Origin of the sequence: Mycobacterium sp. 1482292.6, assembly GCF_001672995.1 — a bacterium.
In the GTDB taxonomy this organism is placed as follows: Bacteria; Actinomycetota; Actinomycetes; order Mycobacteriales; family Mycobacteriaceae; genus Mycobacterium; species Mycobacterium europaeum_A.
Genome location: NZ_LZKV01000033.1, coordinates 38,144 through 60,128 on the forward strand (window position 1 = coordinate 38,144; position 21,985 = coordinate 60,128).

Sequence of the window (21,985 nt, forward strand, 5' to 3'; positions counted from 1 at the left end):
GCGCGAGGAGTCAGTCGGCCCGGGTGAAGCCGTTGGCCAGCGCGACTTCCTCGCTCGACAACCAGATTTCGGCGAGCGTGTCCTGATACAGGTCGCTGCCCGGCGTGTAGTACAGCCCGTAACGGGCGCTGGCCTTGATCGGGTATCCGTCGGGCGCCTGGTACGGGTCGTCGAGCGGCAGATGGATCGTCGGCCGGCCGTCCGGGCCCGCCAGACCGTTTTCCGAGCCGTCCTCGGCGTCGTCGGCGGCGGCGTGCCGACCGCTACGCGCCGGCGTCCCCGCGGCGACTGCACCGGCGCCCACGGCGTCCGCCGCGTCGGCTCCCGTGGCGCTGGCGGCCCCCGACTCGACGTCGGGCTCGGGCGTGGCGACGTCGAGGTAGTCGTCCTCGGGCTCGGCGGTCTCCAGGGCGCCGGTCACGGCGTCGGTGTCCGGTGGGGTGCGGGGAACGACGACGTCGGGATACTCGTCGTCCGGGTAGGCCTGGCGCGCATAGTCGGCGTCGGGGTCCTCGGCGTCGACGTAGGCCGCGTCGTCCGCGGTCTCGGGCTCGGCGAGCTCGGGGACTTCGTCGGCGTAGTCGGTGTAGTCGGACTCGGCCGCGGGATAGTCGGCCTCTGACAGCATCTCCTCGGAGACGACGGGGATGGAGTCGGTGTCGACGGCGTCGGGGTCGTCCTGCTCGAATCCGTAATCGCTCTCGGCCGGAGCCTGACGTTGCCAGCTGACCCGCCCGACGTCCGGCGCCGGTTCGGCCGGCGCGCTCAGCGGCGCGAACGACTCGGCGTCGTGCTCGGAATCGTCGTGCCCCCACGGGCCGTCGGCGTCGTAGCCGAAGTCGCGGCCGCGGTCGGGCGCATAGCCCGCAACGTCGGGTTGGCCGGGCCGGCGCCGGCGCCAGCCGAACAGCACCCACGCCAGGAGTACGAGCAGCACCAACACCGGAATGGCGGCCATCAGCCACCACCAGTGCCAGGTGAACTTCTTGGCGTGCGCCGGCATGGCCGAATTGCTGGGCTGGTTCTGACCCGACACCTGCAGGCCGGACAGCAGGGGCGCCAGGTTGGCCGGTTCCGTGCTGAACGTGTTCTTGGCCCGGTTCCATGAGATCTTGCCGCCGGTGAACTGCTGCGAAATCACGTCGCCGTTCACGGTTTGGTCGCCGACCGGCGCGCCGAGCTTGCCGGCGGGGGCGCGGAGCTTGTCCCACGCCGCCTTCATCGCGCCGCGGATGACGAACGCGCCGTGCTCCGACGTCCAGAAGATGACCGGCTTGTCGGCGGCGGAGAAGGTGCAGACCTTGCTGGAAGGGCCTATGCCGCCGTCGGTTTCGTTGGTGGTGGGGAATCCGAGGTCGCTGCCCACCGGGCCGCCCAGCGACTCGTATTTGGCCAGGATGTCGCTCTCGACGGCGTTCGCGCCGGTGGCCGGCGTGAAGAACACCTTTCCGCCGGCGAAGTTCTGAGCGATCCCGTCACCGCCGACGGAATATTGGCCGCCCTGCTTGGCGCCCAACGGCCCGCTGGGTCCGCCCGCCGCGCGCCACGCCGTGTTGATCGCCGCGGTGGGATCGATCGCCACCTGCAGACCCTTCAACTGATCGGCCAGCGCCGGCGGTTCGGTGGTGAACTGCTTGGTCTGCCGGTTCCACGAGACCTGGCCGCCGCTGAATTTCTGCGAGGACACCTCGCCGCTGTAGGTCTCGTCGCCGACCGGCACGCCCAGCACCCCGCCCGAGCTGCCCAGCTTGTCCCAGGCGGTGTTCAGCGCGCCGCGCACCACGAACGGGCCGTGCTCGGGTGTCCAGAAGATCACCGGCTTGTCGCTGGCCGAGAAGGTGATCACCCGGCTGTCGGGGCCGGATAGACCGGGCACTTCGTTGATGGTCGGGAAGCCCAGGTCGCTGCCGGCCGGCCCGCCGAGCTGCTCGTATTTGTCGAGGACGGGCCCGTAGGCGAACTTGGCTCCGGTGGCCGGGGTGAAGAACATCTTGCCGCCGTCGAAGTCCAGGGCGAAACCGTCCCCGACGGGGTACACGTCGCCCTTGCGAGCGCCCAATGGTGAGGTGTCGCCGCCGGCCTTGTCCCAGGCGGCCATGATCGCGGCTTCGGCGTCGCCGATAGGACTCGCTACCGCGGTGGGGGCCAGCAGCACGGCGGCCAGTGCGGTGGTCGTCAAGCTGACCAGCGCGCTTCCGATCAGCTTGCGCATGTGACCTCTCTGCACCTTCACCAAGCCTCCCAGCCGGCGGATAGGGATCTATCTGCGGCTATGCCCTTACCTGCATAACCGGCGAGCGGGCCGTGCTTGCGCGGAAAATGGACCCGCGCACGATCAGCCTTACCGCCGGGCTCGCATAACTTTGCTCCAACCAACAAGAAATGCGAAGTCAAATCACGAATTTTACAAAAACGGATACCACACCGATGTCGAAATGATGCGTGCCCATGGCCCAATCGCGACCCGCCGGGCCACCGTTCGCGCTGTGTTGCGGATATCGCACAGAAAAGCGGCCGGAGCGCGCGCTCGAGGAACGCCGCCGGACTGCCGACTCGCACAGCCGAATTGCGCCGGACGCGGCCGCCCGCGGTGCAGGAGGCGTCGCCCGCGGGGCGATCGCGGGCCTGACTATGCGCGACGACGCGCCCGGCGTACCCGAGACACATCCGCCGACGGTATGGGAACCACCACCGAATTCACGCCCGCATCGACCGCTGGTCGACAAATTCGACCGCGGCTGCCGAAGCTACCCAGCAAACGAAACGCTATACACCGAGGCTGCGGCCGATGATTTCCTTCATGATCTCGGTCGTGCCGCCGTAGATGGTTTGCACCCGCGCGTCCAGATAGGCACGGGCAACGGGATATTCACGCATGTAGCCGTAACCGCCGTGCAGCTGCAGGCAGCGGTCGATCAGGTGCACCTGCTTTTCGGTGCAGTACCACTTGGCCATCGCGGCCTGTTCGGCGGTCAGCTTGTGGTCCAGGTGCAGGCGCACGAACTCGTCGACCATCATGCGGACCACGGTCGCCTCCGTCGCCAGCTCGGCGAGCACGAACCGGCTGTTCTGGAAGCTGCCGATCGGCTTGCCAAATGCCTTGCGCTCCTTGGTGTATTGCAGAGTCTGCTCCAGCACCTGTTCCATGGCCGCGGCCGCCATGATGGCGATCGAGATCCGTTCCTGCGGCAGGTTCTGCATCAGGTAGATGAACCCCATACCCTCCTGGCCCAGCAGGTTTTCGGCCGGCACGTGCACGTCGGTGAACGACAGCTCGGCCGTGTCCTGGGCGTCCAGCCCGATCTTGTCCAGGTGCCGGCCGCGCTCGAAGCCCTCCATGCCGCGCTCGACGGCGAGCAGCGAGAAGCCCTGTGCGCCCTTTTCCGGGTCGGTCTGCGCGACCACGATCACCAGGTCGGAGTTGATTCCGTTGGTGATGAACGTCTTTGACCCGTTGAGCACGTAATGGTCGCCCTGCTTGACCGCGCGGGTCTTGATGCCCTGCAGATCGCTGCCGGTGCCCGGCTCGGTCATCGCGATCGCCGTAATCAACTCTCCGGTACAGAATTTCGGCAGCCAGCGCTGCTTCTGCTCCTCGGTGGCCAGGGCCAACAGGTACGGCGCCACGATGTCGTTGTGCAGGCCGAAACCGATGCCGCTGTAGCGGCCCGCGGTGGTCTCCTCGGTGATGATCGTGTTGTACCGGAAGTCGGGGTTGCCGCCGCCGCCGTACTCCTCGGGCACCGCCATGCCGAGGAAGCCCTGCTTGCCGGCCTCCAGCCAGACGCCGCGGTCGACGATCTTCGCCTTCTCCCACTCGTCGTGATAGGGCGCGACGTGGCGCTCGAGGAAGCCCCGGTAGGACTCACGGAACAGGTCGTGCTCTGACTCGAAAAGAGTGCGCTGGTATTTGATGGCGCTGCTCATGGAAGACCTCCGGCGACTGGGATTCTGCAGCCCAACATATACCAACCGGACGGTTGGTCGGCGGCTGGCGGGGTCGGCTACCGCCCTCGTCGGGGGTCTCGGGCGCCGCGACGCAGCACATCGCCCGGTCGTGGGGCAAACGCCCGTTAGTCGGCCGAGAACTCGCGCAGCCGGCCGGCCAGGGCCGTCGGGACCCGGGCCCTGATCCGGGTGCCCTCGGCGTTGTGCTCCTCGGTCTGGACGCGTCCGTCGGCGTGCAGGCGCGCCACCAGGTCGCCGCGGTGGTACGGGATCACCACGTCCACGGCGGTGTCGGCGGGCACAGCGAGCTCGGCGATCCGGCGGCGCAGCGCGTCGATCCCGTCGCCGGTGCGCGCGGAGACGAACATGGCGTCGGGCAGGGCGTGGCGCAGCTTGGCCAGCGCCAAATCGCTTGCGGCGTCGACCTTGTTCACCACCACCAGCTCCTGCGGGGCGCCGCCGTCGTGGTCGGTCCCATAGTCGGCGATGACGTCGGAGACCACCTGGCGGACCGCGTTGATCTGCGCCAGGGGGTTGACGTCGGAGCCGTCGACGACGTGCACCAGCAGGTCGGCGTCGACGACCTCTTCCAGCGTGGAGCGGAACGCCTCGACCAGTTGGGTGGGCAGGTGCCGGACGAATCCGACGGTGTCGGTGAGCACGAACGGCCGGCCGTCCTCGAATTCGGAGCGCCGGGTGGTGGGCTCCAGGGTGGCGAACAACGCGTCCTGTACCAGCACCCCGGCCCCGGTCAGCGCGTTGAGCAGGCTCGACTTGCCGGCGTTGGTGTAGCCGACGATGGCGATCGCGGGCAGGTCGCTGTGCACCCGCCGGCTGCGCTGGGTATCGCGAACCTGCTTCATGTCCTTGATCTCGCGGCGCAGTTTGGCCATCCGCTCGCGGATGCGCCGCCGGTCGGTCTCGATCTTGGTTTCACCGGGACCGCGCAGGCCCACGCCTCCCCCGCTGCCGCCGGCGCGGCCACCGGCCTGCCGCGACATCGATTCACCCCAGCCGCGCAGCCGCGGCAGCATGTATTCCATCTGGGCCAGCGTGACCTGCGCCTTGCCCTCCCGGCTGGTGGCGTGCTGGGCGAAGATGTCGAGGATCAGCGCGGTGCGGTCGATGACCTTGACCTTCACGGCCTTCTCCAGGGCGGTCAGCTGCGCCGGGGACAGCTCACCGTCGCAGATGACGGTGTCGGCGCCGGTCGCCAGCACCACCTCGCGGAGCTCCTGGGCCTTGCCCGAGCCGATGTAGGTCGACGGGTCGGGCTTGTCGCGGCGCTGGATCAGCCCCTCGAGCACCTGGGAGCCGGCGGTTTCGGCCAGGGCGGCGAGCTCGGCCATGCTGGCCTCGCTGTCGGCGGCGGTGCCGTCGGTCCACACGCCCACCAGGACGACCCGCTCGAGCCGGAGCTGGCGGTATTCGACCTCGGAGATGTCGGTGAGTTCGGTGGACAGGCCGGCGACGCGGCGCAGCGCCGACCGATCTTCGAGGGCGAGTTCGCCCGTGCTGGGCTCCGGTGCGGCCGGAGAGTGATCGCGGAATTCGGGATGTGTCATAGGCAATACAAGATGATGCACGCGAAAAAGGTTTTGTGCACTCGATTTAACGCTGCTGTTCGCGCCACCATTCCTCGCTGAGTTCTCCTTGGGCCACCAGCACGGACGGTCCGCGCAGGAAGCTGGTGGCCTCGGTGATGGTGACGACGACCTCGCCGCCGGGCACCCGGACGGTCAGGGCGCCGGTGGCCGCACCGGCACCGGCCAGCGCGGCGACGGCGGCCGCCACCGTTCCGGTGCCGCAGGAGCGCGTCTCGCCGACTCCCCGCTCGTGCACGCGCATGTGCACCGCCCCGTCGGCGGGTGCGGTGACGATCTCGACGTTCACCCCGTCCGGGAACTGGGTCGCGTCGAAGCTGACCGGCGCGGCCACGTCCAGCGCCGCCAGCGCGTCGGGCGTCAGATCCTGGTCCACACAGGCCAGGTGCGGGTTGCCGACGTCGACCGCCAGGCCGGAGAACCGCCGCCCGCCAACGACCGCGTTCCCTGGGCCCAGGGTGTTGGCCTTGCCCATGTCGACGCTGATGTCGGCGGTGGTCGCGTCGGCGCGGTGCACGACGACCGGCCGCGGGCCCGCCAGCGACCCGACCACGAACTCGTCGCGGGACTCCATGCCGCTGGCGCGCAGGTAGTGCGCGAAGACCCGCACGCCGTTGCCGCACATCTGGGCGACAGATCCGTCGGCGTTGCGGTAGTCCATGTACCAGTCGCCAGGGTCCACACCGTCGGGCACCCGGTCGAGCACGCCGGCCGAGCGCGCCGCACCGGCGGTGGTGACCCGCAGCACCCCGTCGGCGCCCAGCCCGCGGCGGCGGTCGCAGAGCGCTTCGACCCGCTGCGCGGTCAGGCTCAGCTGGGCCTGCGGGTCCGCCAGCACGACGAAGTCGTTCTGGGTGCCGTGGCCCTTGGCGAATTTCACCTGCTCAGGATACGTGGCGCCAGGCCCGCACGGCGGCGTCGACGAGCGGGGCGCGATCGGCGGCATCGAGCCACTGCACCCGGTGGTCCCGGCGAAACCAGGACCGCTGGCGCCGCACGTACCGGCGGGTGCCGACGAAGGTCTGCTCGCGCGCCTCGCGCAGCCGATCCGCATCCGGGCCCGCCGGACCGCCCGCATCCAGGGCGGCGAGCACCTGCGCGTAGCCCAGCGCACGCGACGCGGTGACCCCGTCGCGCAAACCCCGCTCCAGCAGTCCGATTACCTCGCCGACCAGACCCTGATCGAACATCGCGTCGGTGCGCCGCGCCAGCCGGTCGTCGAGAATCGTTGTGTCGCAGTCCAACCCGACGATGGCGGTGTCCCACCGCGGCGCGCCGATCCGCGGCGCGGAGGCGGCGAACGGCTGACCGGTCAGCTCGACCACCTCCAGGGCGCGCACGGTGCGCCGGGCATCGGTGGGCAGGATCGCCGCGGCCGCGGCGGGATCGCGCCGGGCCAGCTCGGCGTGCAGCTCGCCCACCCCCACCTCGGCCAGCCGCTGCTCCCAGCGGGCGCGCACCGCGGGATCGGTGGCGGGAAACGACCAGTCGTCGAGCAGCGACTGGATGTAGAGCATCGAGCCGCCCACGATGACGGGCAGCGCGCCCCGGGCCGCGATCGCTTCGACGTCGGCCGCCGCGGCGCCCTGATAGCGGGCGACGGTCGCGGTCTCGGTGACGTCGAGGACGTCGAGCTGGTGATGTGGGATGCCGCGGCGGGCCTCGACGGGCAGCTTCGCCGTGCCGATGTCCATGCCGCGATAGAGCTGCATGGCGTCGGCATTGACGATCTCGGCGCGCACACCGAGCCGCTCGACCCGGTCGGCGAAGTCGAGGGCCAGCTGCGACTTGCCGGTGCCCGTGGGCCCGATGATCGCCAGGGGGCGCACGGCCGTCACAACTGCCAGGCGCCGGCGAAATAACCCACCCCGTAGGGCGCTCCGCGGTACAGCTGCTTGGCCGATCGGGGCCCGGGACCGGCCAGGCCGGCCAGCACCTGGAACGCGACCCGTCCCAGGATCTGGTCCGGCAGCTGGCGCAGGGCGGTGACGTCGCCGCTGGCCAGCGCGTCGTCCAGGGCCTCTTGCGCGGCGGCGTTGTTGGGGTCGTACCCGCCGGGGGCGGCCGGTGTCAGCGTGTTCGCGCCGTCGGCCACCACCAGCACCCCGACCGGCTCGGGTGACCGGTCGATCTGCGCGCGCAGGCGGTTGCCGAGCTTGCACGCGGCGGCGGCGTCGCGGTCGCCGCGGTAAACCCGGACCCGTGCGCTGGCCTGCGGCTGCGCCTGGCCACGCACCCACCCGGCCAGCAACGCGCACACGGGAAGCGGCACCGGCGTCGCGGCGTCGTGGGGCCGCGGAGACAACTGGACGGGCACGTCGACGCCGAAACCGGCGAACGTGCCCACGGTGTCGGGACCGAACTCGTCGTCGTCAGGACCCGTTCCGATCGCCACCCAGCGGTCGGGCAACAGCGCCGCCGCGGCAAGCGTCGCGGCGAGAAGCTCGGCCACCTCGGAGGCGGCCGCTCCGGCCAGTTCGGGCACCAGGACCGGCGCCGACGGGACGATCGCGATCGCGCTGAGCACGCCACCAAACTAACGTGGCCGCAGAGGTCACCACCCGGAGGTGTCGGCCACCACCAGACGGTCACTGAAGGGGCCGAAGTCGCCTTCGGTCGGTGCCGCCCGGGGCGGCACTTTTCGCGAGGCACCGTCTCCGCGGGAATCGGACTGATCGATGCTGGCGGCCTCGCCGCGGGCCAGGGCGATCGTGGCGCCGATGACGACGGCGACCGCGCCCACCAGCACGAACGCCTTGGGGCCATGGGCATTCAGCGTCTCACCCAGCACCAGCACCCCGAGCAGGCCGGCGACCACCGGCTTGGCCACCGTCATCGTCGGCAACGACGCGGTCAGCGCGCCGGCGCGGAACGCCGATTGCTGGAAGATCATCCCGCACAGGGCCACCAGCAGCCAGGGCACGAACTCCGGCGAGGTCAGCACGGCCACCGGGCCGCGCTCGGACATCTCGACGACGCCCTTGGTCAGCACCGCAAACAGCGCCAGCGAGGAGCCCGCCACCACCGCGAGCAGGACGGCCGCGAACGGGCTGCCGGCCCGCAGCCGCGCCGTCACCACGCAGGCCACCAGCAGCGGCACCATCACCAGGGCGACGATGATCCAGGTCTGCAGCGGCGCCCGCTGCACGCCGGCCGCCGGATCCCCGACGATGATGACGACCGCCAGCGCGGCCGCCAGGATGAGCGCCCACATCCACTCCCGGGGTTGCACCCGGTGATGGGCGAGGCGCGCGTAGATGGGCAGCGCGAACAGCAGCGCGGTCACCTGCAGGGCGGTCACCAGCACCACCGAACCCCAGGCCAGGGCGGCGGCCTGCAGGCTGTAGTTGGCGATCGCGGCCAGGCCGCCCAGCCACCATCGGGCGTCCCGCAACGACATGCGGAACAGTTCCAGATGGCCGACCGGCTTGTCGGTGATCTCGTGCGCGGAGCGCTGCCGGATCACGTCGCCGACCGCGGATGCCAGCGCCGCGCACACTGCAAGCAACGCCGCGACATCAACCTTCGACATTCTCGACCCCTCCGCCCCTAGACTGTCCGACCCAGCTTTCCCCGGGGCGCAGGCAAATACACGCACAATTTGCGTTCAGTTCAACTACAAATCTATGACGTTCCACACGTTGCTAACTGCGCCGCAGGTAACCGTTCAACTACTACTTCAGCAATCTATGCAACGCGTGGGATAACTCTAAGAGAACTACACAGGTAGCTGTGCGCGATGGCAAAGGCCTTTCGCTGCCAGCGTCTTTCGCCCGCCGCGCGCCGCCCCGGATGGGACAAGTGTCACAACATCTCCCCGCCCGCCCGGCGCGCCGCCGGTCGCGGTCCTCAAGGCGGCTACGCGCGCGGTCGCGGGCCGGCGGGGAGGCGATGGCCACCGCCGCCGAAGCATCCACAGGGTGCCGGCGCCGTGCTGGTGCCGGTCCGGTCAGGAATGCCAAGGTGGCGGCGTGGGGCAGGGCAAGCTGCTTGAATATCGTTAGACGGCTGTTGGGCGAACCCTGGGGGTTCCGGCAGCTGCAGGACTATGGTGCCGCTACGCGCGGCAGGTGCGCGGGACTCGGACCGCGCGGAAGGTTGCGAAAGGTAGTGACGAGCGCATGACGTCTGACGAGCCTCGCGACGATTCGGCTCGGCCAGTGCCGCGCCCGGGGCCGCGTCCCGGCCCCCGGCCGACACCGCGACCCACCACCGCGCACCCGCTGGTGATGCCGCCGCCCAGCAATCCGCACCAGTTCGGCCGCGTGGACGACGACGGCACAGTGTGGCTGATCAGCAGCGCCGGCGAGCGCATCATCGGCTCCTGGCAGGCCGGCGACCGGGAGGCGGCGTTCGCCCACTTCGGCCGGCGCTTCGATGACCTGGCCACCGAGGTCACCCTGATGGAGGAGCGCCTGGCGTCGGGAAGTGGTGACGCGCGCAAGATCAAGGCGCACGCGGCCGAGCTGGCCGAGACGCTGCCGACGGCGGCCGTGCTGGGTGACATCGATGCGCTGGCGGGCCGGTTGACCACCATCGCCGAGCACGCCGAGGCGACGGTCGCCGCGGAGCGCTCCCGCCGTGAGGAGCACCGGGCCACCCAGACCGCCCGCAAGGAGGCGCTGGCCGCGGAGGCCGAGGAGTTGGCCGCCAACTCGACGCAGTGGAAGGCCACCGGCGACCGGTTCCGCGCGATCCTCGACGAGTGGAAGACGATCACCGGCGTGGACCGCAAGGTCGACGACGCGTTGTGGAAGCGCTATTCGGCGGCTCGGGAGGCGTTCAACCGGCGGCGGGGATCGCACTTCGCCGAGCTGGACCGGGAGCGCTCGGGGATCCGCCAGGCCAAGGAACGCCTGTGCGAGCGGGCCGAGGAGCTGTCCGACTCGACCGACTGGACCGCGACCAGCGCGGAATTCCGCAAACTGCTGACCGAGTGGAAGGCGGCCGGGCGGGCGACGCGGGAGGTCGACGACGCCTTGTGGCGGCGTTTCAAGGCCGCCCAGGACGTGTTCTTCACCGCCCGCAACGCCGTGACGGCGGAAAAGGACGCGGAGTTCCGGGCCAACGCGGCCGCCAAAGAGGCGCTGCTGGCCGAGGCGGAGAAGCTCGACACCAGCAACCACGACGCCGCCCGCGCGGCGCTGCGCGCGATCACCGAGAAGTGGGATGCGATTGGCAAGGTGCCGCGCGAGCGGTCCGCCGAGTTGGAGCGGCGGCTGCGCGCGGTCGAGAAGAAGGTGCGCGACGCCGGCGACGTCGGCTGGTCCGACCCGCAGGCGCAGGCCCGCGCCGAGCAGTTCCAGGCCCGCGCCGAGCAGTACGAACAGCAGGCTCAGAAGGCCGCCGCGGCGGGCCGGACCAAGGAGGCCGACGAGGCTCGAGCCAACGCCGAGCAGTGGCGGCAGTGGGCGCAGGCGGCCGTTGAGGCCCTGACCCGCAAGCCTTAGCGCCCTCAGGCGCCCTTGGTCGGTCCGGGGTCGTCGGTGGTCCCGGCGGCGGGCTCGTCCAGACCGTCCAGCAGCGAGGTCGACTGCTGCGCGGCCGCGACGCGGCGCCGCTGCTCCTCGGCGGCCAGTTGCACGATGGTGCGCGACCAGACCACCCGCGCCCAGTGGTAGGTCAGCACGAGCACGGTCAGCCAGGCGACGATCAGACCCCAGCCCGGCCCCGGGTGGCCCGCGGAGACGGTCTGGCGCGACCAGATCGCCAGCATGCCCGCGGCGCCCGCGATGGCGGTGCCGGCCAGCGCGACCCAGGCCAGCGCCCAGCGCCGCGTCACCAGCGCCAGCATCGAGAAGCCCACGCCGAACACCAGCGCCAGCCAGGCGAACACCCGCGACGGCAAAGCCACGGCGGCCGCACCGGCGTGGTGGCTACCGAACAGCACGTCCCAGCCGCGCACGTCGCCGGTGTGCGGCAAGACAAACGACGCCAGCAGCACGAACACCAGGATCGACACGAAGAAGGCCCGCGGGCCCGGGTCGATTCCGCGAGCCACCCGGCGTTCGGCGGCCTCGATCTCGGTGCGCAGGGCGCCGAGCTGCAAATCTTCGTTGTTCGTCTCTTTTTTCATCGTGCACATCCAAGGGGTTCGGCCGGGCCGATGGGCGGCCCGAGGGCGGGCATGCCAAGGCCGATGCCGCGTGGGCGCTGCCCGGCGGCCTGGGCATCACCCGCCCGGGTGCGGCGATGGGTGAGGACGCCCGCGTCGGCGATGAGGTGGTGGGGCGCGGCCCCGGTGATCGCCGTGGTGACGATGTCGCCGGGCCTGATGTCGCCCGGTGTGTCGACGGCGAAGTGCACCAGCCGGCCGTCGCGGGCCCGCCCGCTCATCCGGGCGGTGCGGCTGTCCTTGCGCCCTTCGCCGGTGGCGACCAACAATTCGACCGTCTGACCGATCAACGCCTGGTTGCCCTCCAGCGAGATCGCCTCCTGCAGCTCGATCAGCCGGTCATAGCGTTCCTGCACAACGGCTTTCGGGATCTGCCCGTCGAGTTCAGCGGCCGGGGTGCCGGGCCGCTTGGAGTACTGGAAGGTGAACGCGGCCGAAAAGCGGGCCGCCCGCACCACGTCCAGCGTGGCCGCGAAGTCCGCTTCGGTCTCACCGGGGAACCCGACGATCAGGTCGGTGGTGATGGCGGCGTGCGGCATGGCGGCCCGGACCCGGTCGATGATGCCGAGGTAGCGCTCGGCGCGGTACGAGCGCCGCATCGCGCGCAGCACCCGGTCCGACCCGGACTGCAGCGGCATGTGCAGCGCGGGGCAGACATTGGGCGTCTGCGCCATGGCCTCGATGACGTCATCGGTGAATTCGGCCGGGTGCGGCGAGGTGAACCGCACCCGCTCCAGCCCGTCGATGTCGCCGCAGGCCCGCAGCAGGCGGGCGAAGGCGCCGCGGTCCCGCGGCAGCGCCGGGTCGGCGAAGGACACCCCGTAGGCGTTGACGTTCTGGCCCAGCAGCGTGACCTCGAGCACGCCGTCGGCCACCAGTGACCTGACCTCGGCCAGGATGTCGTCCGGGCTGCGGTCGACCTCCTTGCCCCGCAGCGACGGGACGATGCAGAACGTGCAGCTGTTGTTGCATCCGACCGAGATGGAAACCCAAGCGGCATAGGCGGATTCGCGAGCGCTGGGCAGTGACGACGGAAACTCCTGCAGCGCCTCGGCGATTTCCACCTGGGCGACCTGGTTGTGCCGGGCCCGCTCCAGCAGGGTGGGCAGCGACCCGATGTTGTGCGTGCCGAAGATGACGTCGACCCAGGGCGCCTTGCGCAGCAGCGCGTCGCGGTCCTTTTGGGCCAGGCAGCCGCCGACGGCGATCTGCATCTCGGGATTGCCGCGCTTGCGGGGCGCCAGGTGGCTGAGGTTGCCGTACAGCTTGTTGTCGGCGTTCTCCCGGACCGCGCAGGTGTTGAACACGACGACGTCCGCGTCGGCACCCTCGGCCGCGCGTCGGTATCCGGCCGCTTCCAGCAGGCCCGCCAACCGCTCCGAGTCGTGGACGTTCATCTGGCAGCCGTAGGTGCGGACTTGGTAGGTGCGCGCCGGTGCGGCGTCCGCCGCCACGGTCTCTCGCACCATCGAAGTCACCCGGCCATGGTACGGCGGCCGGTCGGCACGCGAGAAACCGCACGTCAGGGCTAGACCCGGCGCCGCTCCCGCTCGGCGGCCAGCTCGGCGAAGACGACCTCGCACGCCATGTTCTGGCTGTAGCCACGGCGCGCCAGCATCCCCACCAGCCTGCGGGTCACCCGGGCATCGTCGTCGTTCAGCGTTTCCCGGCGCAGCTTGGACCGGACCAACTGCTCCGCCCGGTCCCGCTCGGCGCCGGCGTCGATCCCGGCGAGCACCGAGGTGATCACGTCGTTGTCGACGCCCTTGGTGTGCAGTTCGGCGGCCAAGGCGCGCTTGCTTTTCCCGGCGTGGGTCCGGCGGGACTGCACCCACTGCTGGGCGAAGTCGGCGTCGTCGATCAGGCCAACGGAGGCCAACCGGTCGAGCACCCGCGCACTGACGTCGTCGGGATAGCCGCGCTTGGCCAGCCGGCCGCGCAGTTCGGCGCGGGTGCGCGCTCTCGCGGTGAGCAGGCGCAGGCACAGCGCTCGCGCCTGCTCCTCGCGGGAGGGCTCAGAAGTCGACGGGGGCGGGCAGGACGCTGTCATCGGACAAGCCATCGGTCACGACCGCGCCAATGCCGAGCTTTTCCTTGATCTTCTTCTCGATCTCGTTGGCGACTTCGTCGTTTTCCTTCAGGAACGTGCGGGCGTTCTCCTTGCCCTGGCCGAGTTGCTCGCCCTCATAGGTGAACCAGGAGCCGGACTTGCGGATGAAGCCCTGCTCCACGCCCATGTCGATCAGCGAGCCTTCCCGGCTGACCCCCTGGCCGTAGAGGATGTCGAACTCGGCCTGCTTGAAGGGCGGCGCCACCTTGTTCTTGACGATCTTGACCCGGGTGCGGTTACCGACCGCGTTGGTGCCGTCCTTGAGCGTCTCGATCCGGCGCACGTCCATGCGCACCGACGCGTAGAACTTCAACGCCTTTCCACCCGTGGTGGTTTCGGGGCTGCCGAACATCACCCCGATCTTCTCGCGCAACTGGTTGATGAAGATCGCGGTGGTGCCCGAATTGTTCAGCGCGCCAGTCATTTTGCGCAGCGCCTGGCTCATCAGCCGGGCCTGCAGCCCGACGTGGCTGTCGCCCATCTCGCCTTCGAGCTCGGCGCGCGGCACCAGCGCGGCCACCGAGTCGATGACCAGGATGTCCAGCGCGCCGGAGCGGATCAGCATGTCGGCGATCTCGAGGGCCTGCTCCCCCGTGTCGGGCTGGCTGACCAGCAGGGAATCGGTGTCCACGCCGAGCTTCTTGGCGTACTCCGGGTCCAGGGCGTGCTCGGCGTCGATGAAGGCGGCGACGCCGCCGGCGGCCTGGGCGTTGGCCACCGCGTGCAGGGCGACCGTGGTCTTACCCGACGATTCCGGGCCGTAGATCTCCACGACCCGGCCACGGGGCAGCCCGCCGATGCCCAGGGCCACGTCCAGCGCGATGGATCCGGTGGGGATGATCGAAATCGGCTGACGCGTCTCGTCGCCGAGACGCATCACCGAGCCTTTGCCGTAGCTCTTTTCGATCTGGGCCATCGCCAGTTCGAGAGCCTTCTCGCGGTCGGGGGCTTGCGCCATGGTGTCTCTCCTATAGTCGGTGTTCGTCTGACCGGTATCGGTCGGTTGGCGGTGACACTAGAGAAGGTCACCGACAAGTTGACTGGCCGAACGCTCACCACACTAGCCGAACAGGTGTTCGATTCAAGTTCGACACGCCGTTGCGCCCCGGCGCGTGTGGCAACATCGGCGATCGAAAGGCGCCGACGGGCCTCTTCGGGGGCGGATCCCCCCGAGAGGCGGTCGCGAACCCATGGACATCTCCCCCCAGCTGGCCGAAACGGCTTCCTACGGAGGCTTTTTCGCGCTGACCGTGGGTGGGGACCCGGCGGGATGGCATCCGGTCGCGCGGTCCTACGCCGACGGCTGCGCCGACCTGATCGACGCCACCGCCCGCCGCTACCACACGACGGACCTGCGGATCGGCGCGTCGCTGGTCCACCTCGCCCACGCCACCCGGCTGTGGTCACCGGTGCTCGCCTGCGCGATCGGCCACGGCGTCGTCCCCGACCTCGATGACCTGCAACGCGCCGACGACGACGCCCGGTTACGACTGCCCAGGCCCGTCGGGCAGCCCGTCGATTCGCACGACGCGCTGTACCGGGTGGTCGTCGAAGAACACCTGCAACCGCTCGCCGCCGGCCTGCGGGTCAACCTGGCGCCCGCCCTGCTCGCGGGCAACATCGCCTCCGCGCTGGTGGGCGTCGCACGGGCCCTGGTGGCGGCGCGGCCCGACCTGCACCGCAAGACCACCGAGCTGACCGGGTCGCTGCTGGACACCGGCGTGCTGGCCGGATCCGGTGTCATCACCGGCCCGCAGCTGGGATTCCGGCGCCGCAGCTGCTGCCTCTTCTATCGGCTGCCCGCGGGTTCGCTGTGCGGTGATTGCGTGCTGCACCGGGTGCCGGGATAGGCCGCTCGGGCGCGGGCCTCGTTTGTCGTTGCCCGGTCGGGGTACGTGAGCACCATGTCCTCAGCCGCAACCCCGTCCCTGCGCGCCATCGCGTTGGTCTGCTCGTTGAAGAAGAGCCCGGCGCCGTCCAGCAGCGAACTGCTCGCCGACCAGTTGCTCGATCAGCTGCGCAGCGCGGGCGTCGAGGGTGAGAAGGTGCGCTGCGTGGACCTGGCGCTGCTGCCCGGGGTCGAGGCGGACATGGGTCCCGGCGACGAGTGGCCGGCGCTGCTGGACAAGATCAAATCGGCGGACATCGTCATCGTGTCGACGCCCACCTGGGTCGGCCACATGTCCAGCGTCGCCCAGCGCGTCCTGGAGCGCCTCGATGCCGAGCTGTCCGACACCGACGACGCGGGCCGACCGGCGATGGTGGGCAAGGTGGCGCTGGCCGCGGTCGTGGGCAACGAGGACGGGGCGCACAAGATCGTGGCCGACCTGTTTCAGGCGCTCAACGACATCGGGTTCTCGATCGCCGCGCAGGGCTGCACCTACTGGAACGGCGAGGCGATGCAGGGCACCGACTACACCGACCTCGACGGCGTCCCCGAGCCGGTCGCGTCGGCCACCGGAAATGCGGCGCGCAACGCCGTGCACCTGGCCACCGTGCTGCGGCAGAACGGCTACCCGGCCTACGAATAACTACGAATAGCGCGTGGCGATCACCACTGTTCGCGCGGCACGTCGAAGTCGACGCACAACGCCCGCCACACGTCGCGCGGCTCGATGCCGGCCTCGATGGCCTGGGCGGCGGTGCGCCCGCCAAAGCCGCTCAGCACGTGATCCACCAGGACCGAAGACCCGTACGTGGTGCCGAAGCGCAGCACCACCCGCTCGTGAAACTCCGTTAGCCGCACGCCAGTCAACATACCCAGCGCACATGGATCGGACACCTGAGCGGGCGGCCCGCCTACCTCCAGCTGGCCGGCAGATCGACGATGTGATTCGGGCAGTCCTCCTGGACCGCAATCGACATGATGTCGCGCGCGCGTTGGGCCGACATGGTGGCCCGCAATTGCATGAAGGTGTATTCGGCCGGAGCGAGTCCCTGTTGCGCGGCGGCCGGATCGTCCAGCAACTGGCAGGCCTGCTGTTCCTCGGGACTGTCGGCGTGCGCGACGGCGGCGCCGCCCAGCGAGCCGGCCAGCAGGGTGCCGGCGGCGATTGTCGTGATGGTCCTCATCGAGTGCCTCCCGCCGAAGCATAGGGCCACCGGCCCGGGGCGCCGCGGTTCATCCGGCCACCGCAAGCGCGTCGCGGCACACCCGGACCGGATCGGCGACGTCGGCGATGCCGGCGGCCGCGGCCTGCGCCGCGGCCCGGTAGCGGGGCGACGACAGCACCTCGTTGACCGCGGCCACCAACGCGTCGGCGGTCAGCGGGCGGATCAGCCGCGCGCTGCCCTGGCGCAGCACCCGGTTGGCGATCTCCCACTGGTCGCCGCCGCCGGGCACCACCACCAGCGGCACGCCGGCCAGCAGCGTCTTGGCCACCATGCCGTGGCCGCCGCCGCAGATCACCAGGTCGGCGTGCGCGAGCAGCTCGTCCTGACGCCCCAGCCCGACCGCCGCCCACGGCGGCACCGCGAGCTCCGGTCCGTCCAGCCGCGACACCAGCAGGCGCGAGCCCGCCGGCATCGTCTCCCCCGGCGTCAAGCACTCCAACGCGACTTCGGCCAGGCCTTCCGTCCCGATCAGTGCGGTCGACGGCGCGATGACCACCACCGGCCCGGAGCCGGCCGGAACCTCGAGGACGCGGTCGGTCGGTTCGAAGTGCAACGGCCCGACCAGGACGGCCTCGGCCGGCCAGTCCGGGCGGGGGACCTCCAGCGCGGGCAGCGTCGCGATCAGCCGCCGCAGCGGCCCGGGATCGCGGGCCGGCAGGCCGATCTCGACGCGGGAAGCCGACCGTTGCCGCAGCCCGGCCCGCCAGGACCGCGCCGTCAGCGCGCGCATGGTGGCGTCGCGCAGCCGGCCCCGGATGCCGGTGCCCGGCGCCAGCCCACTGCCTATCGGCGGCAGACCTTTCGACGGCAGGTACAGCGGGTGCGGGTTGAGCTCGATCCACGGGATGCCCAGCAGTTCGGCGGCCATGCCGCCGCCGGCGGTGATGACGTCGGACACCACCAGGTCGGGCGCGAGTTCGCGCAGCGCGGGCACGTTGAGTACCGCCATCCGCGCGGCGCGCCGGTGAATCCTGGCGCCGGCGTCGACGTCGCCGTCGGTGGCGGCCAGCCCGTCCAGCGCGACGGCGTCGATGCCGGCGCCGCGGGCGGCGTCGAGCCATTCGGCGCCGGTGAAGATCGTGGGTTCGTCACCGGCTTCGGCGAAGCGTTGGCACAGCGCAATCGCCGGGAACGAATGCCCGGGATCCGGCCCGGCGACCACGGCGACGCGCATCGTGCTCACCCTGCCATAGCGCCCCGCGGCCACGCGCCTACGCTGACAAGATGACCGAGCTGACTGGGACAACCGTTGCGAACACCCGTACGGTCGAAGGCTTCCTGAACGCGCTGCAGGAGGCGGATTACGACGCCGCGGGCGCCGCGCTGGCCGACGACCTCGTCTACGAGAACGTCGGCCTGCCCACCATCCATGGCCGGGCCAGGGCCATCAAACTGTTTCGCCAGATGGAGGGCCGCGCGGCCTTCGAGGTGAAGATCCACCGCATCGCGGCCGACGGCGGCGCGGTGCTGACCGAACGCACCGACGCGCTGATCTTCGGCCCGCTGCGTCTGCAGTTCTGGGTGTGCGGCGTGTTCGAGGTCCAGAACGGGCGAATCACGTTGTGGCGGGATTACTTTGACTTCTTCGACATGCTCAAGGCCACCGCGCGCGGCCTGGCGGCGCTGTTGGTGCCGTCGCTGAAAGCGACGTTCTGACAACGCTTCTCGGCGACTAGCCGGTTCCCCGCAGCCCGCCGAGTTCGTCGAAGGCCTGCGCCCAACCGAGCAGCCGGTCCGTCGCCCCGGCCAGCTCCGCGCGGTAGTGCTGCGACGCGGCCGATCCGTCGCCGTTCGCCGAGGACACCAATTGCGCTGCCGCGGTGACCATTTCGTTGTATTGGCGAACGCCCGCAGACAGCTGGGCGGTGAACGCGTTGATGGTGGGCACCAGATACGTCCGCGATTCCGCGCTGGCTTCGGCCGCCCGCTCCATCGACACCACCTGCGCGGCGGTGGACGCCATGGCGGCCGAGGTTCTGGTGGCGGCGGCGGTCAGGTCGCGGATCTCGGCGGCCGGCAACATCGCGCCCCGCTCGATCACCGCCACCAGGGAGGAAAATCCACGCTCGGAGGCGCCCAGCGCGTACATCGCCGGGCGCGCCGCCGAACCCGGCGGCGGCAGCCGGCGCACAGTGGTGGCCCGCGGCACCGGCAGCGGCTCGGAGCGCAGCCAGCGATAGCGAAGCAGCAACAGCGTCGCCGGGATCGCCATGAACACCGCGACGCCGCCGGTGATTTCGAGTAGCAGCGCGAACCAGCCCCAGGCCGCCAGCAGCATCGTCACCGCCGCCCAGAACACACAGCCCGCGCTGAAGATCAGGCCCCAGCGCAGCGCGCGACGACGGCGCCGCAACTGGCGTGCGCGCGGGTCCGCGGCCGCGCTGAGCTTGCGGGCCACCAGGTCGGACAGGTCGGCGGCGGTGGCCAGTCCGCGGTGCAGGAACGCGCGCCACGGACCGGGCCGCGACGCCTTCACCGCCATGACGCTTCGGCTACTGGCCAAGTGGCTTCTCGGTCACCGAGCCGCCGGCGCTCTCCGCGGGCGCGGGCGTCGTCCCCGCGGCCGGCGTCCCGCCGGTCGGCAGGGCCTCCCCGCGCATCGAGGCGCGAATCTGCTCGAGCCGGGAATGACCGGCCATCTGCACCCCGGCCTGCTCGACCTCGAGCATCCGGCCCTGCACCGACCCCTGCGCGAGCTCGGCGGCCCCGATCGCGTTGGCGTACCGTCGCTCGATCTTGTCGCGCACCTCGTCGAGGCTGGGCACGTTGCCGGGGGCGGCGAGATCGCTCATCGACTGCAGCGAGGCGCTCACCTGCTCCTGCATCTTGGCCTGCTCGAGCTGGCTGAGCAGCTTGGTGCGCTCGGCGATCTTCTGCTGCAGCACCATGGCGTTCTGCTCGACGGCCTTCTTGGCCTGCGCGGCCGCGCCCAGCGCCTGGTCGTGCAGCGTCTTGAGGTCTTCGACGCTCTGCTCGGCGGTTACCAGCTGGGCGGCGAACGCCTCGGCGGCGTTGTTGTACTCGGTCGCCTTGGCGGCGTCCCCGGCCGCGGTGGCCTGGTCGGCCAGCGTCAACGCCTGACGCACGTTGACCTGCAGCTTCTCCACGTCCGCCAGCTGACGGTTGAGCCGCATCTCCAGCTGCCGCTGGTTGCCGATGACCTGCGCGGCCTGCTGGGTCAGCGCCTGGTGCGTGCGTTGCGCTTCCTCGATGGCCTGCTGGATCTGCACTTTGGGGTCGGCGTGCTCGTCGATCTTGGCGTTGAACAGCGCCGTGAGGTACTTCCACGCCTTGACGAACGGATTGGCCATGAGTTAGCTCCGCCTTCGCTTCTTGAGGATCCCCGGGTGGGCCTGAGGGCTCTGCGCCTGTCGCTCAATTTAGTGGGTCGGCGCCGATCGCCCCACCCCTTACGCGGGATCGGTGCCCGGCGCTCAGGCCAACGCCAACGAGGCCACCGGTGGGATGACGACCTTGATGCTGGTGCCGCTCGCGCCGTCCGCGGGCGCGCCGACGGCCGTGCGCTCCTCGCTGGCCATCCGCTCGCCGGCGTGGATGAGAACCGACGACAACGGCACGTCCAGCGCGTCGCAGATCGCGTTCAGCAGCTCGCTGGAGGGCTCCTTGCGGCCGCGCTCCACCTCGGACAGGTAGCCGAGGCTCACCCGCGCCGAATCGGAGACCTCGCGCAACGTGCGGCCCTGTGTCGTGCGGGCCTCGCGCAGCACGTCGCCGATGACCTCGCGCACCAATGGCGCCATCCCGCCCTCCTTCGTCCGGTCGGCCCTGCGCGGCACGCACTGCTGCGGCAGGTGCTCACTAGGTGAACGCCGAGAGCGGTGGTCTGGTTCCCGGTCGGGGCCGGAGAATCAACCGGGCGTGCGGCGGACTTCCCGCACCGTCGACACGACGTAGTCGATGCCGGTGATCACCGTCAGCACGATCGCCGCGCCCATCACCACCGCCGCGACCACCCGGAACGGCCCCGGGGTTCCCGTCCAGGGCAGCACGAACAAGCCGATGGCCAGCACCTGCACGACGGTCTTGAGTTTGCCGCCCCAGCTGGCCGGGATGACGCCGCGGCGAATCACGGCCAGCCGCAGCACGGTCACCCCGAATTCGCGCGTCAGGATCAGCACCGTGACCCACCAGGGCAGCTCCCCGAGCATCGAAAGCCCGATCAGCGCCGAGCCCACCAGCGTCTTGTCGGCGATCGGATCGACGAACGCGCCGAATTCGGTCGCCATGCCGTAGTTGCGGGCCAGCAGGCCGTCCAGCCGATCGGTGATGCAGGCGATCGCGAAGATGACGAAAGCGATTACGCGGAAGCCGCTTTCGCGGCCGTCGCCGGCGAACAGGGCGAGCAGGAAGACCGGCACCAGCACCAGCCGCAACAGGGTCAGCGTATTGGCGAGATTGGCGATGTTTGCGCGGCCCGGCGGTCCGGTTAACGGACCCGTCTGCGGCTGCCCCGACACGGCAACAGAATAACGGTTGACCAGCACAGCCGTCCGAGATGTCGATACTGTTAGCCGTGAGCAGAAGTCCAGAGCGTTATCGGCCGCTGGTTCGGCGCGCGCGAACATCCGATGTTCCGGCCATCAAGCACCTGGTCGACACCTACGCCGGAAAGATCCTGCTCGAGAAGAATTTGGTGACGCTGTACGAGGCCGTGCAGGAGTTCTGGGTGGCCGAGCACGAGGGCCGGGTGGTCGGTTGCGGCGCCCTGCACGTGATGTGGTCCGACCTCGGCGAGATCCGCACCGTCGCGGTGGATCCGGCGATGACCGGCCACGGCATCGGCCACGCGATCGTCGACCGGCTGCTCGAGGTCGCTCGCGAGCTGGCCCTGAAGCGGCTGTTCGTGTTGACGTTCGAAACCGAGTTCTTCGCCCGGCACGGGTTCACCGAGATCGAGGGCACGCCCGTGACCGCCGAGGTGTTCGAGGAGATGTGCCGGTCGTATGACATCGGTGTCGCCGAGTTCCTGGACCTCAGCTACGTCAAGCCCAACATCCTCGGCAACTCCCGGATGCTGCTGGTGCTCTAGCTCGATGGCGGCGACCCGCATCGCCCGGCTGCGCCGCCCTCGCG

At 70.3% G+C, this 21,985-nt stretch carries 23 protein-coding genes; 5 read left to right on the plus strand and 18 right to left on the minus strand.

Annotation, left to right across the window (positions count from 1 at the left end; translation table 11 throughout):
* Positions 1 to 10: 10 nt before the first annotated feature.
* The 7 genes from A5624_RS02115 to A5624_RS02145 all read right to left on the minus strand — a co-directional run bounded on the left by A5624_RS02115 (position 11) and on the right by A5624_RS02145 (position 9,084).
* A complete protein-coding gene (locus A5624_RS02115) occupies positions 11 to 2,212 on the minus strand; it encodes an LGFP repeat-containing protein (protein ID WP_066860753.1) in 2,202 nt (733 codons plus the stop codon).
* Positions 2,213 to 2,766: 554 nt separating this feature from the next.
* Positions 2,767 to 3,927 (minus strand): acyl-CoA dehydrogenase family protein, encoded by a 1,161-nt coding sequence (locus A5624_RS02120; protein WP_007774924.1) that lies wholly within the window; start codon positions 3,925 to 3,927, stop codon positions 2,767 to 2,769.
* Between the two features lie 146 nt (positions 3,928 to 4,073).
* Positions 4,074 to 5,513: a GTPase HflX gene (gene hflX / locus A5624_RS02125; protein WP_066860756.1), complete on the minus strand. Its 1,440-nt coding sequence runs from the start codon at positions 5,511 to 5,513 to the stop codon at positions 4,074 to 4,076.
* 46 nt (positions 5,514 to 5,559) lie between these two features.
* Positions 5,560 to 6,432: a diaminopimelate epimerase gene (gene dapF / locus A5624_RS02130; RefSeq protein WP_066860932.1), complete on the minus strand. Its 873-nt coding sequence runs from the start codon at positions 6,430 to 6,432 to the stop codon at positions 5,560 to 5,562.
* 4 nt (positions 6,433 to 6,436) lie between these two features.
* A complete protein-coding gene (gene miaA, locus A5624_RS02135; RefSeq protein WP_066860935.1) occupies positions 6,437 to 7,381 on the minus strand; it encodes a tRNA (adenosine(37)-N6)-dimethylallyltransferase MiaA in 945 nt (314 codons plus the stop codon).
* A gap of 5 nt (positions 7,382 to 7,386) precedes the next feature.
* Positions 7,387 to 8,079 (minus strand): hypothetical protein, encoded by a 693-nt coding sequence (locus A5624_RS02140; RefSeq protein ID WP_066860759.1) that lies wholly within the window; start codon positions 8,077 to 8,079, stop codon positions 7,387 to 7,389.
* Between the two features lie 27 nt (positions 8,080 to 8,106).
* The gene (locus tag A5624_RS02145) at positions 8,107 to 9,084 is read right to left on the minus strand and encodes a DMT family transporter (RefSeq protein WP_066860762.1); all 978 of its coding nucleotides are present in this window, start codon (positions 9,082 to 9,084) and stop codon (positions 8,107 to 8,109) included.
* A gap of 589 nt (positions 9,085 to 9,673) precedes the next feature.
* Between A5624_RS02145 and A5624_RS02150 the strand changes: the two genes are divergently transcribed.
* Positions 9,674 to 11,002 (plus strand): DUF349 domain-containing protein, encoded by a 1,329-nt coding sequence (locus A5624_RS02150; RefSeq protein WP_066860765.1) that lies wholly within the window; start codon positions 9,674 to 9,676, stop codon positions 11,000 to 11,002.
* A gap of 5 nt (positions 11,003 to 11,007) precedes the next feature.
* Here A5624_RS02150 and A5624_RS02155 read toward each other — a convergent pair whose 3' ends face one another.
* From A5624_RS02155 to recA, 4 genes are read right to left on the minus strand one after another with little or no spacing between them, the layout of a single operon-like run.
* Entirely contained in the window at positions 11,008 to 11,628 is a 621-nt protein-coding gene (locus tag A5624_RS02155; RefSeq protein ID WP_066860768.1) for a hypothetical protein, read from the minus strand.
* On the minus strand, positions 11,625 to 13,136 hold the full coding sequence (gene miaB, locus A5624_RS02160; RefSeq protein WP_197518903.1) for a tRNA (N6-isopentenyl adenosine(37)-C2)-methylthiotransferase MiaB: 1,512 nt from the start codon (positions 13,134 to 13,136) through the stop codon (positions 11,625 to 11,627). The genes A5624_RS02155 and miaB overlap by 4 nt, the downstream gene beginning before the upstream one ends.
* A 59-nt stretch (positions 13,137 to 13,195) precedes the next feature.
* Complete coding sequence (gene recX, locus A5624_RS02165; protein ID WP_066860771.1) at positions 13,196 to 13,717, minus strand: recombination regulator RecX; 522 nt, start codon at positions 13,715 to 13,717, stop codon at positions 13,196 to 13,198.
* Entirely contained in the window at positions 13,683 to 14,735 is a 1,053-nt protein-coding gene (recA, locus tag A5624_RS02170) for a recombinase RecA (protein ID WP_066860775.1), read from the minus strand. The genes recX and recA overlap by 35 nt, the downstream gene beginning before the upstream one ends.
* A gap of 232 nt (positions 14,736 to 14,967) precedes the next feature.
* Here recA and A5624_RS02175 point away from each other — a divergent pair, with 232 nt between their 5' ends.
* Both A5624_RS02175 and A5624_RS02180 read left to right on the plus strand, forming a co-directional pair.
* Positions 14,968 to 15,627, plus strand: coding sequence for a (2Fe-2S)-binding protein (locus tag A5624_RS02175; RefSeq protein ID WP_066860778.1), 660 nt, complete (start codon positions 14,968 to 14,970; stop codon positions 15,625 to 15,627).
* Positions 15,628 to 15,681: 54 nt separating this feature from the next.
* A complete protein-coding gene (locus tag A5624_RS02180; RefSeq protein WP_066860941.1) occupies positions 15,682 to 16,308 on the plus strand; it encodes a flavodoxin family protein in 627 nt (208 codons plus the stop codon).
* Positions 16,309 to 16,328: 20 nt separating this feature from the next.
* Here A5624_RS02180 and A5624_RS02185 read toward each other — a convergent pair whose 3' ends face one another.
* From A5624_RS02185 to A5624_RS02195, 3 genes are read right to left on the minus strand one after another with little or no spacing between them, the layout of a single operon-like run.
* The gene (locus tag A5624_RS02185) at positions 16,329 to 16,535 is read right to left on the minus strand and encodes a DUF3046 domain-containing protein (RefSeq protein ID WP_067023057.1); all 207 of its coding nucleotides are present in this window, start codon (positions 16,533 to 16,535) and stop codon (positions 16,329 to 16,331) included.
* A 41-nt stretch (positions 16,536 to 16,576) separates the two neighbouring features.
* Positions 16,577 to 16,849, minus strand: a complete 273-nt coding sequence (locus tag A5624_RS02190) for a hypothetical protein (protein ID WP_066860784.1) — start codon at positions 16,847 to 16,849, stop codon at positions 16,577 to 16,579.
* A 49-nt stretch (positions 16,850 to 16,898) separates the two neighbouring features.
* Positions 16,899 to 18,065: a glycosyltransferase gene (locus A5624_RS02195; protein ID WP_066860943.1), complete on the minus strand. Its 1,167-nt coding sequence runs from the start codon at positions 18,063 to 18,065 to the stop codon at positions 16,899 to 16,901.
* 50 nt (positions 18,066 to 18,115) lie between these two features.
* On the opposite strand from A5624_RS02195, the gene A5624_RS02200 reads away from it, so the two are divergent.
* Entirely contained in the window at positions 18,116 to 18,547 is a 432-nt protein-coding gene (locus A5624_RS02200) for a limonene-1,2-epoxide hydrolase (RefSeq protein ID WP_066860787.1), read from the plus strand.
* Positions 18,548 to 18,563: 16 nt separating this feature from the next.
* Here A5624_RS02200 and A5624_RS02205 read toward each other — a convergent pair whose 3' ends face one another.
* The 4 genes from A5624_RS02205 to pgsA form a co-directional block, all read right to left on the minus strand.
* A complete protein-coding gene (locus A5624_RS02205) occupies positions 18,564 to 19,373 on the minus strand; it encodes a hypothetical protein (RefSeq protein WP_066860790.1) in 810 nt (269 codons plus the stop codon).
* 10 nt (positions 19,374 to 19,383) lie between these two features.
* Complete coding sequence (gene pspA, locus A5624_RS02210) at positions 19,384 to 20,202, minus strand: phage shock protein PspA (protein WP_066860793.1); 819 nt, start codon at positions 20,200 to 20,202, stop codon at positions 19,384 to 19,386.
* Positions 20,203 to 20,325: 123 nt separating this feature from the next.
* Complete coding sequence (gene clgR, locus A5624_RS02215; protein WP_066860796.1) at positions 20,326 to 20,652, minus strand: transcriptional regulator ClgR; 327 nt, start codon at positions 20,650 to 20,652, stop codon at positions 20,326 to 20,328.
* A gap of 108 nt (positions 20,653 to 20,760) precedes the next feature.
* Entirely contained in the window at positions 20,761 to 21,369 is a 609-nt protein-coding gene (gene pgsA, locus A5624_RS02220) for a CDP-diacylglycerol--glycerol-3-phosphate 3-phosphatidyltransferase (RefSeq protein ID WP_066860946.1), read from the minus strand.
* 38 nt (positions 21,370 to 21,407) lie between these two features.
* Between pgsA and A5624_RS02225 the strand changes: the two genes are divergently transcribed.
* A complete protein-coding gene (locus tag A5624_RS02225) occupies positions 21,408 to 21,941 on the plus strand; it encodes an amino-acid N-acetyltransferase (RefSeq protein ID WP_066860799.1) in 534 nt (177 codons plus the stop codon).
* Positions 21,942 to 21,985 lie beyond the last annotated feature (44 nt).

Bases quoted from the DNA above. Each gene is read 5' to 3' on its own strand.
- A5624_RS02225 (WP_066860799.1), top strand. From the start codon at position 21,408: ATGTCGATACTGTTAGCCGTGAGCAGAAGTCCAGAGCGTTATCGGCCG.
- A5624_RS02145 (WP_066860762.1), bottom strand. From the start codon at position 9,084: ATGTCGAAGGTTGATGTCGCGGCGTTGCTTGCAGTGTGCGCGGCGCTG.
- A5624_RS02155 (WP_066860768.1), bottom strand. From the start codon at position 11,628: ATGAAAAAAGAGACGAACAACGAAGATTTGCAGCTCGGCGCCCTGCGC.
- miaB (WP_197518903.1), bottom strand. From the start codon at position 13,136: ATGGTGCGAGAGACCGTGGCGGCGGACGCCGCACCGGCGCGCACCTAC.
- A5624_RS02195 (WP_066860943.1), bottom strand. From the start codon at position 18,065: ATGCGCGTCGCCGTGGTCGCCGGGCCGGATCCCGGGCATTCGTTCCCG.
- A5624_RS02190 (WP_066860784.1), bottom strand. From the start codon at position 16,849: ATGAGGACCATCACGACAATCGCCGCCGGCACCCTGCTGGCCGGCTCG.
- A5624_RS02175 (WP_066860778.1), top strand. From the start codon at position 14,968: ATGGACATCTCCCCCCAGCTGGCCGAAACGGCTTCCTACGGAGGCTTT.
- A5624_RS02200 (WP_066860787.1), top strand. From the start codon at position 18,116: ATGACCGAGCTGACTGGGACAACCGTTGCGAACACCCGTACGGTCGAA.
- A5624_RS02150 (WP_066860765.1), top strand. From the start codon at position 9,674: ATGACGTCTGACGAGCCTCGCGACGATTCGGCTCGGCCAGTGCCGCGC.
- A5624_RS02205 (WP_066860790.1), bottom strand. From the start codon at position 19,373: ATGGCGGTGAAGGCGTCGCGGCCCGGTCCGTGGCGCGCGTTCCTGCAC.
- A5624_RS02115 (WP_066860753.1), bottom strand. From the start codon at position 2,212: ATGCGCAAGCTGATCGGAAGCGCGCTGGTCAGCTTGACGACCACCGCA.
- A5624_RS02185 (WP_067023057.1), bottom strand. From the start codon at position 16,535: ATGTTGACTGGCGTGCGGCTAACGGAGTTTCACGAGCGGGTGGTGCTG.
- hflX (WP_066860756.1), bottom strand. From the start codon at position 5,513: ATGACACATCCCGAATTCCGCGATCACTCTCCGGCCGCACCGGAGCCC.
- recA (WP_066860775.1), bottom strand. From the start codon at position 14,735: ATGGCGCAAGCCCCCGACCGCGAGAAGGCTCTCGAACTGGCGATGGCC.
- recX (WP_066860771.1), bottom strand. From the start codon at position 13,717: ATGACAGCGTCCTGCCCGCCCCCGTCGACTTCTGAGCCCTCCCGCGAG.
- A5624_RS02120 (WP_007774924.1), bottom strand. From the start codon at position 3,927: ATGAGCAGCGCCATCAAATACCAGCGCACTCTTTTCGAGTCAGAGCAC.
- A5624_RS02180 (WP_066860941.1), top strand. From the start codon at position 15,682: ATGTCCTCAGCCGCAACCCCGTCCCTGCGCGCCATCGCGTTGGTCTGC.
- clgR (WP_066860796.1), bottom strand. From the start codon at position 20,652: ATGGCGCCATTGGTGCGCGAGGTCATCGGCGACGTGCTGCGCGAGGCC.
- pspA (WP_066860793.1), bottom strand. From the start codon at position 20,202: ATGGCCAATCCGTTCGTCAAGGCGTGGAAGTACCTCACGGCGCTGTTC.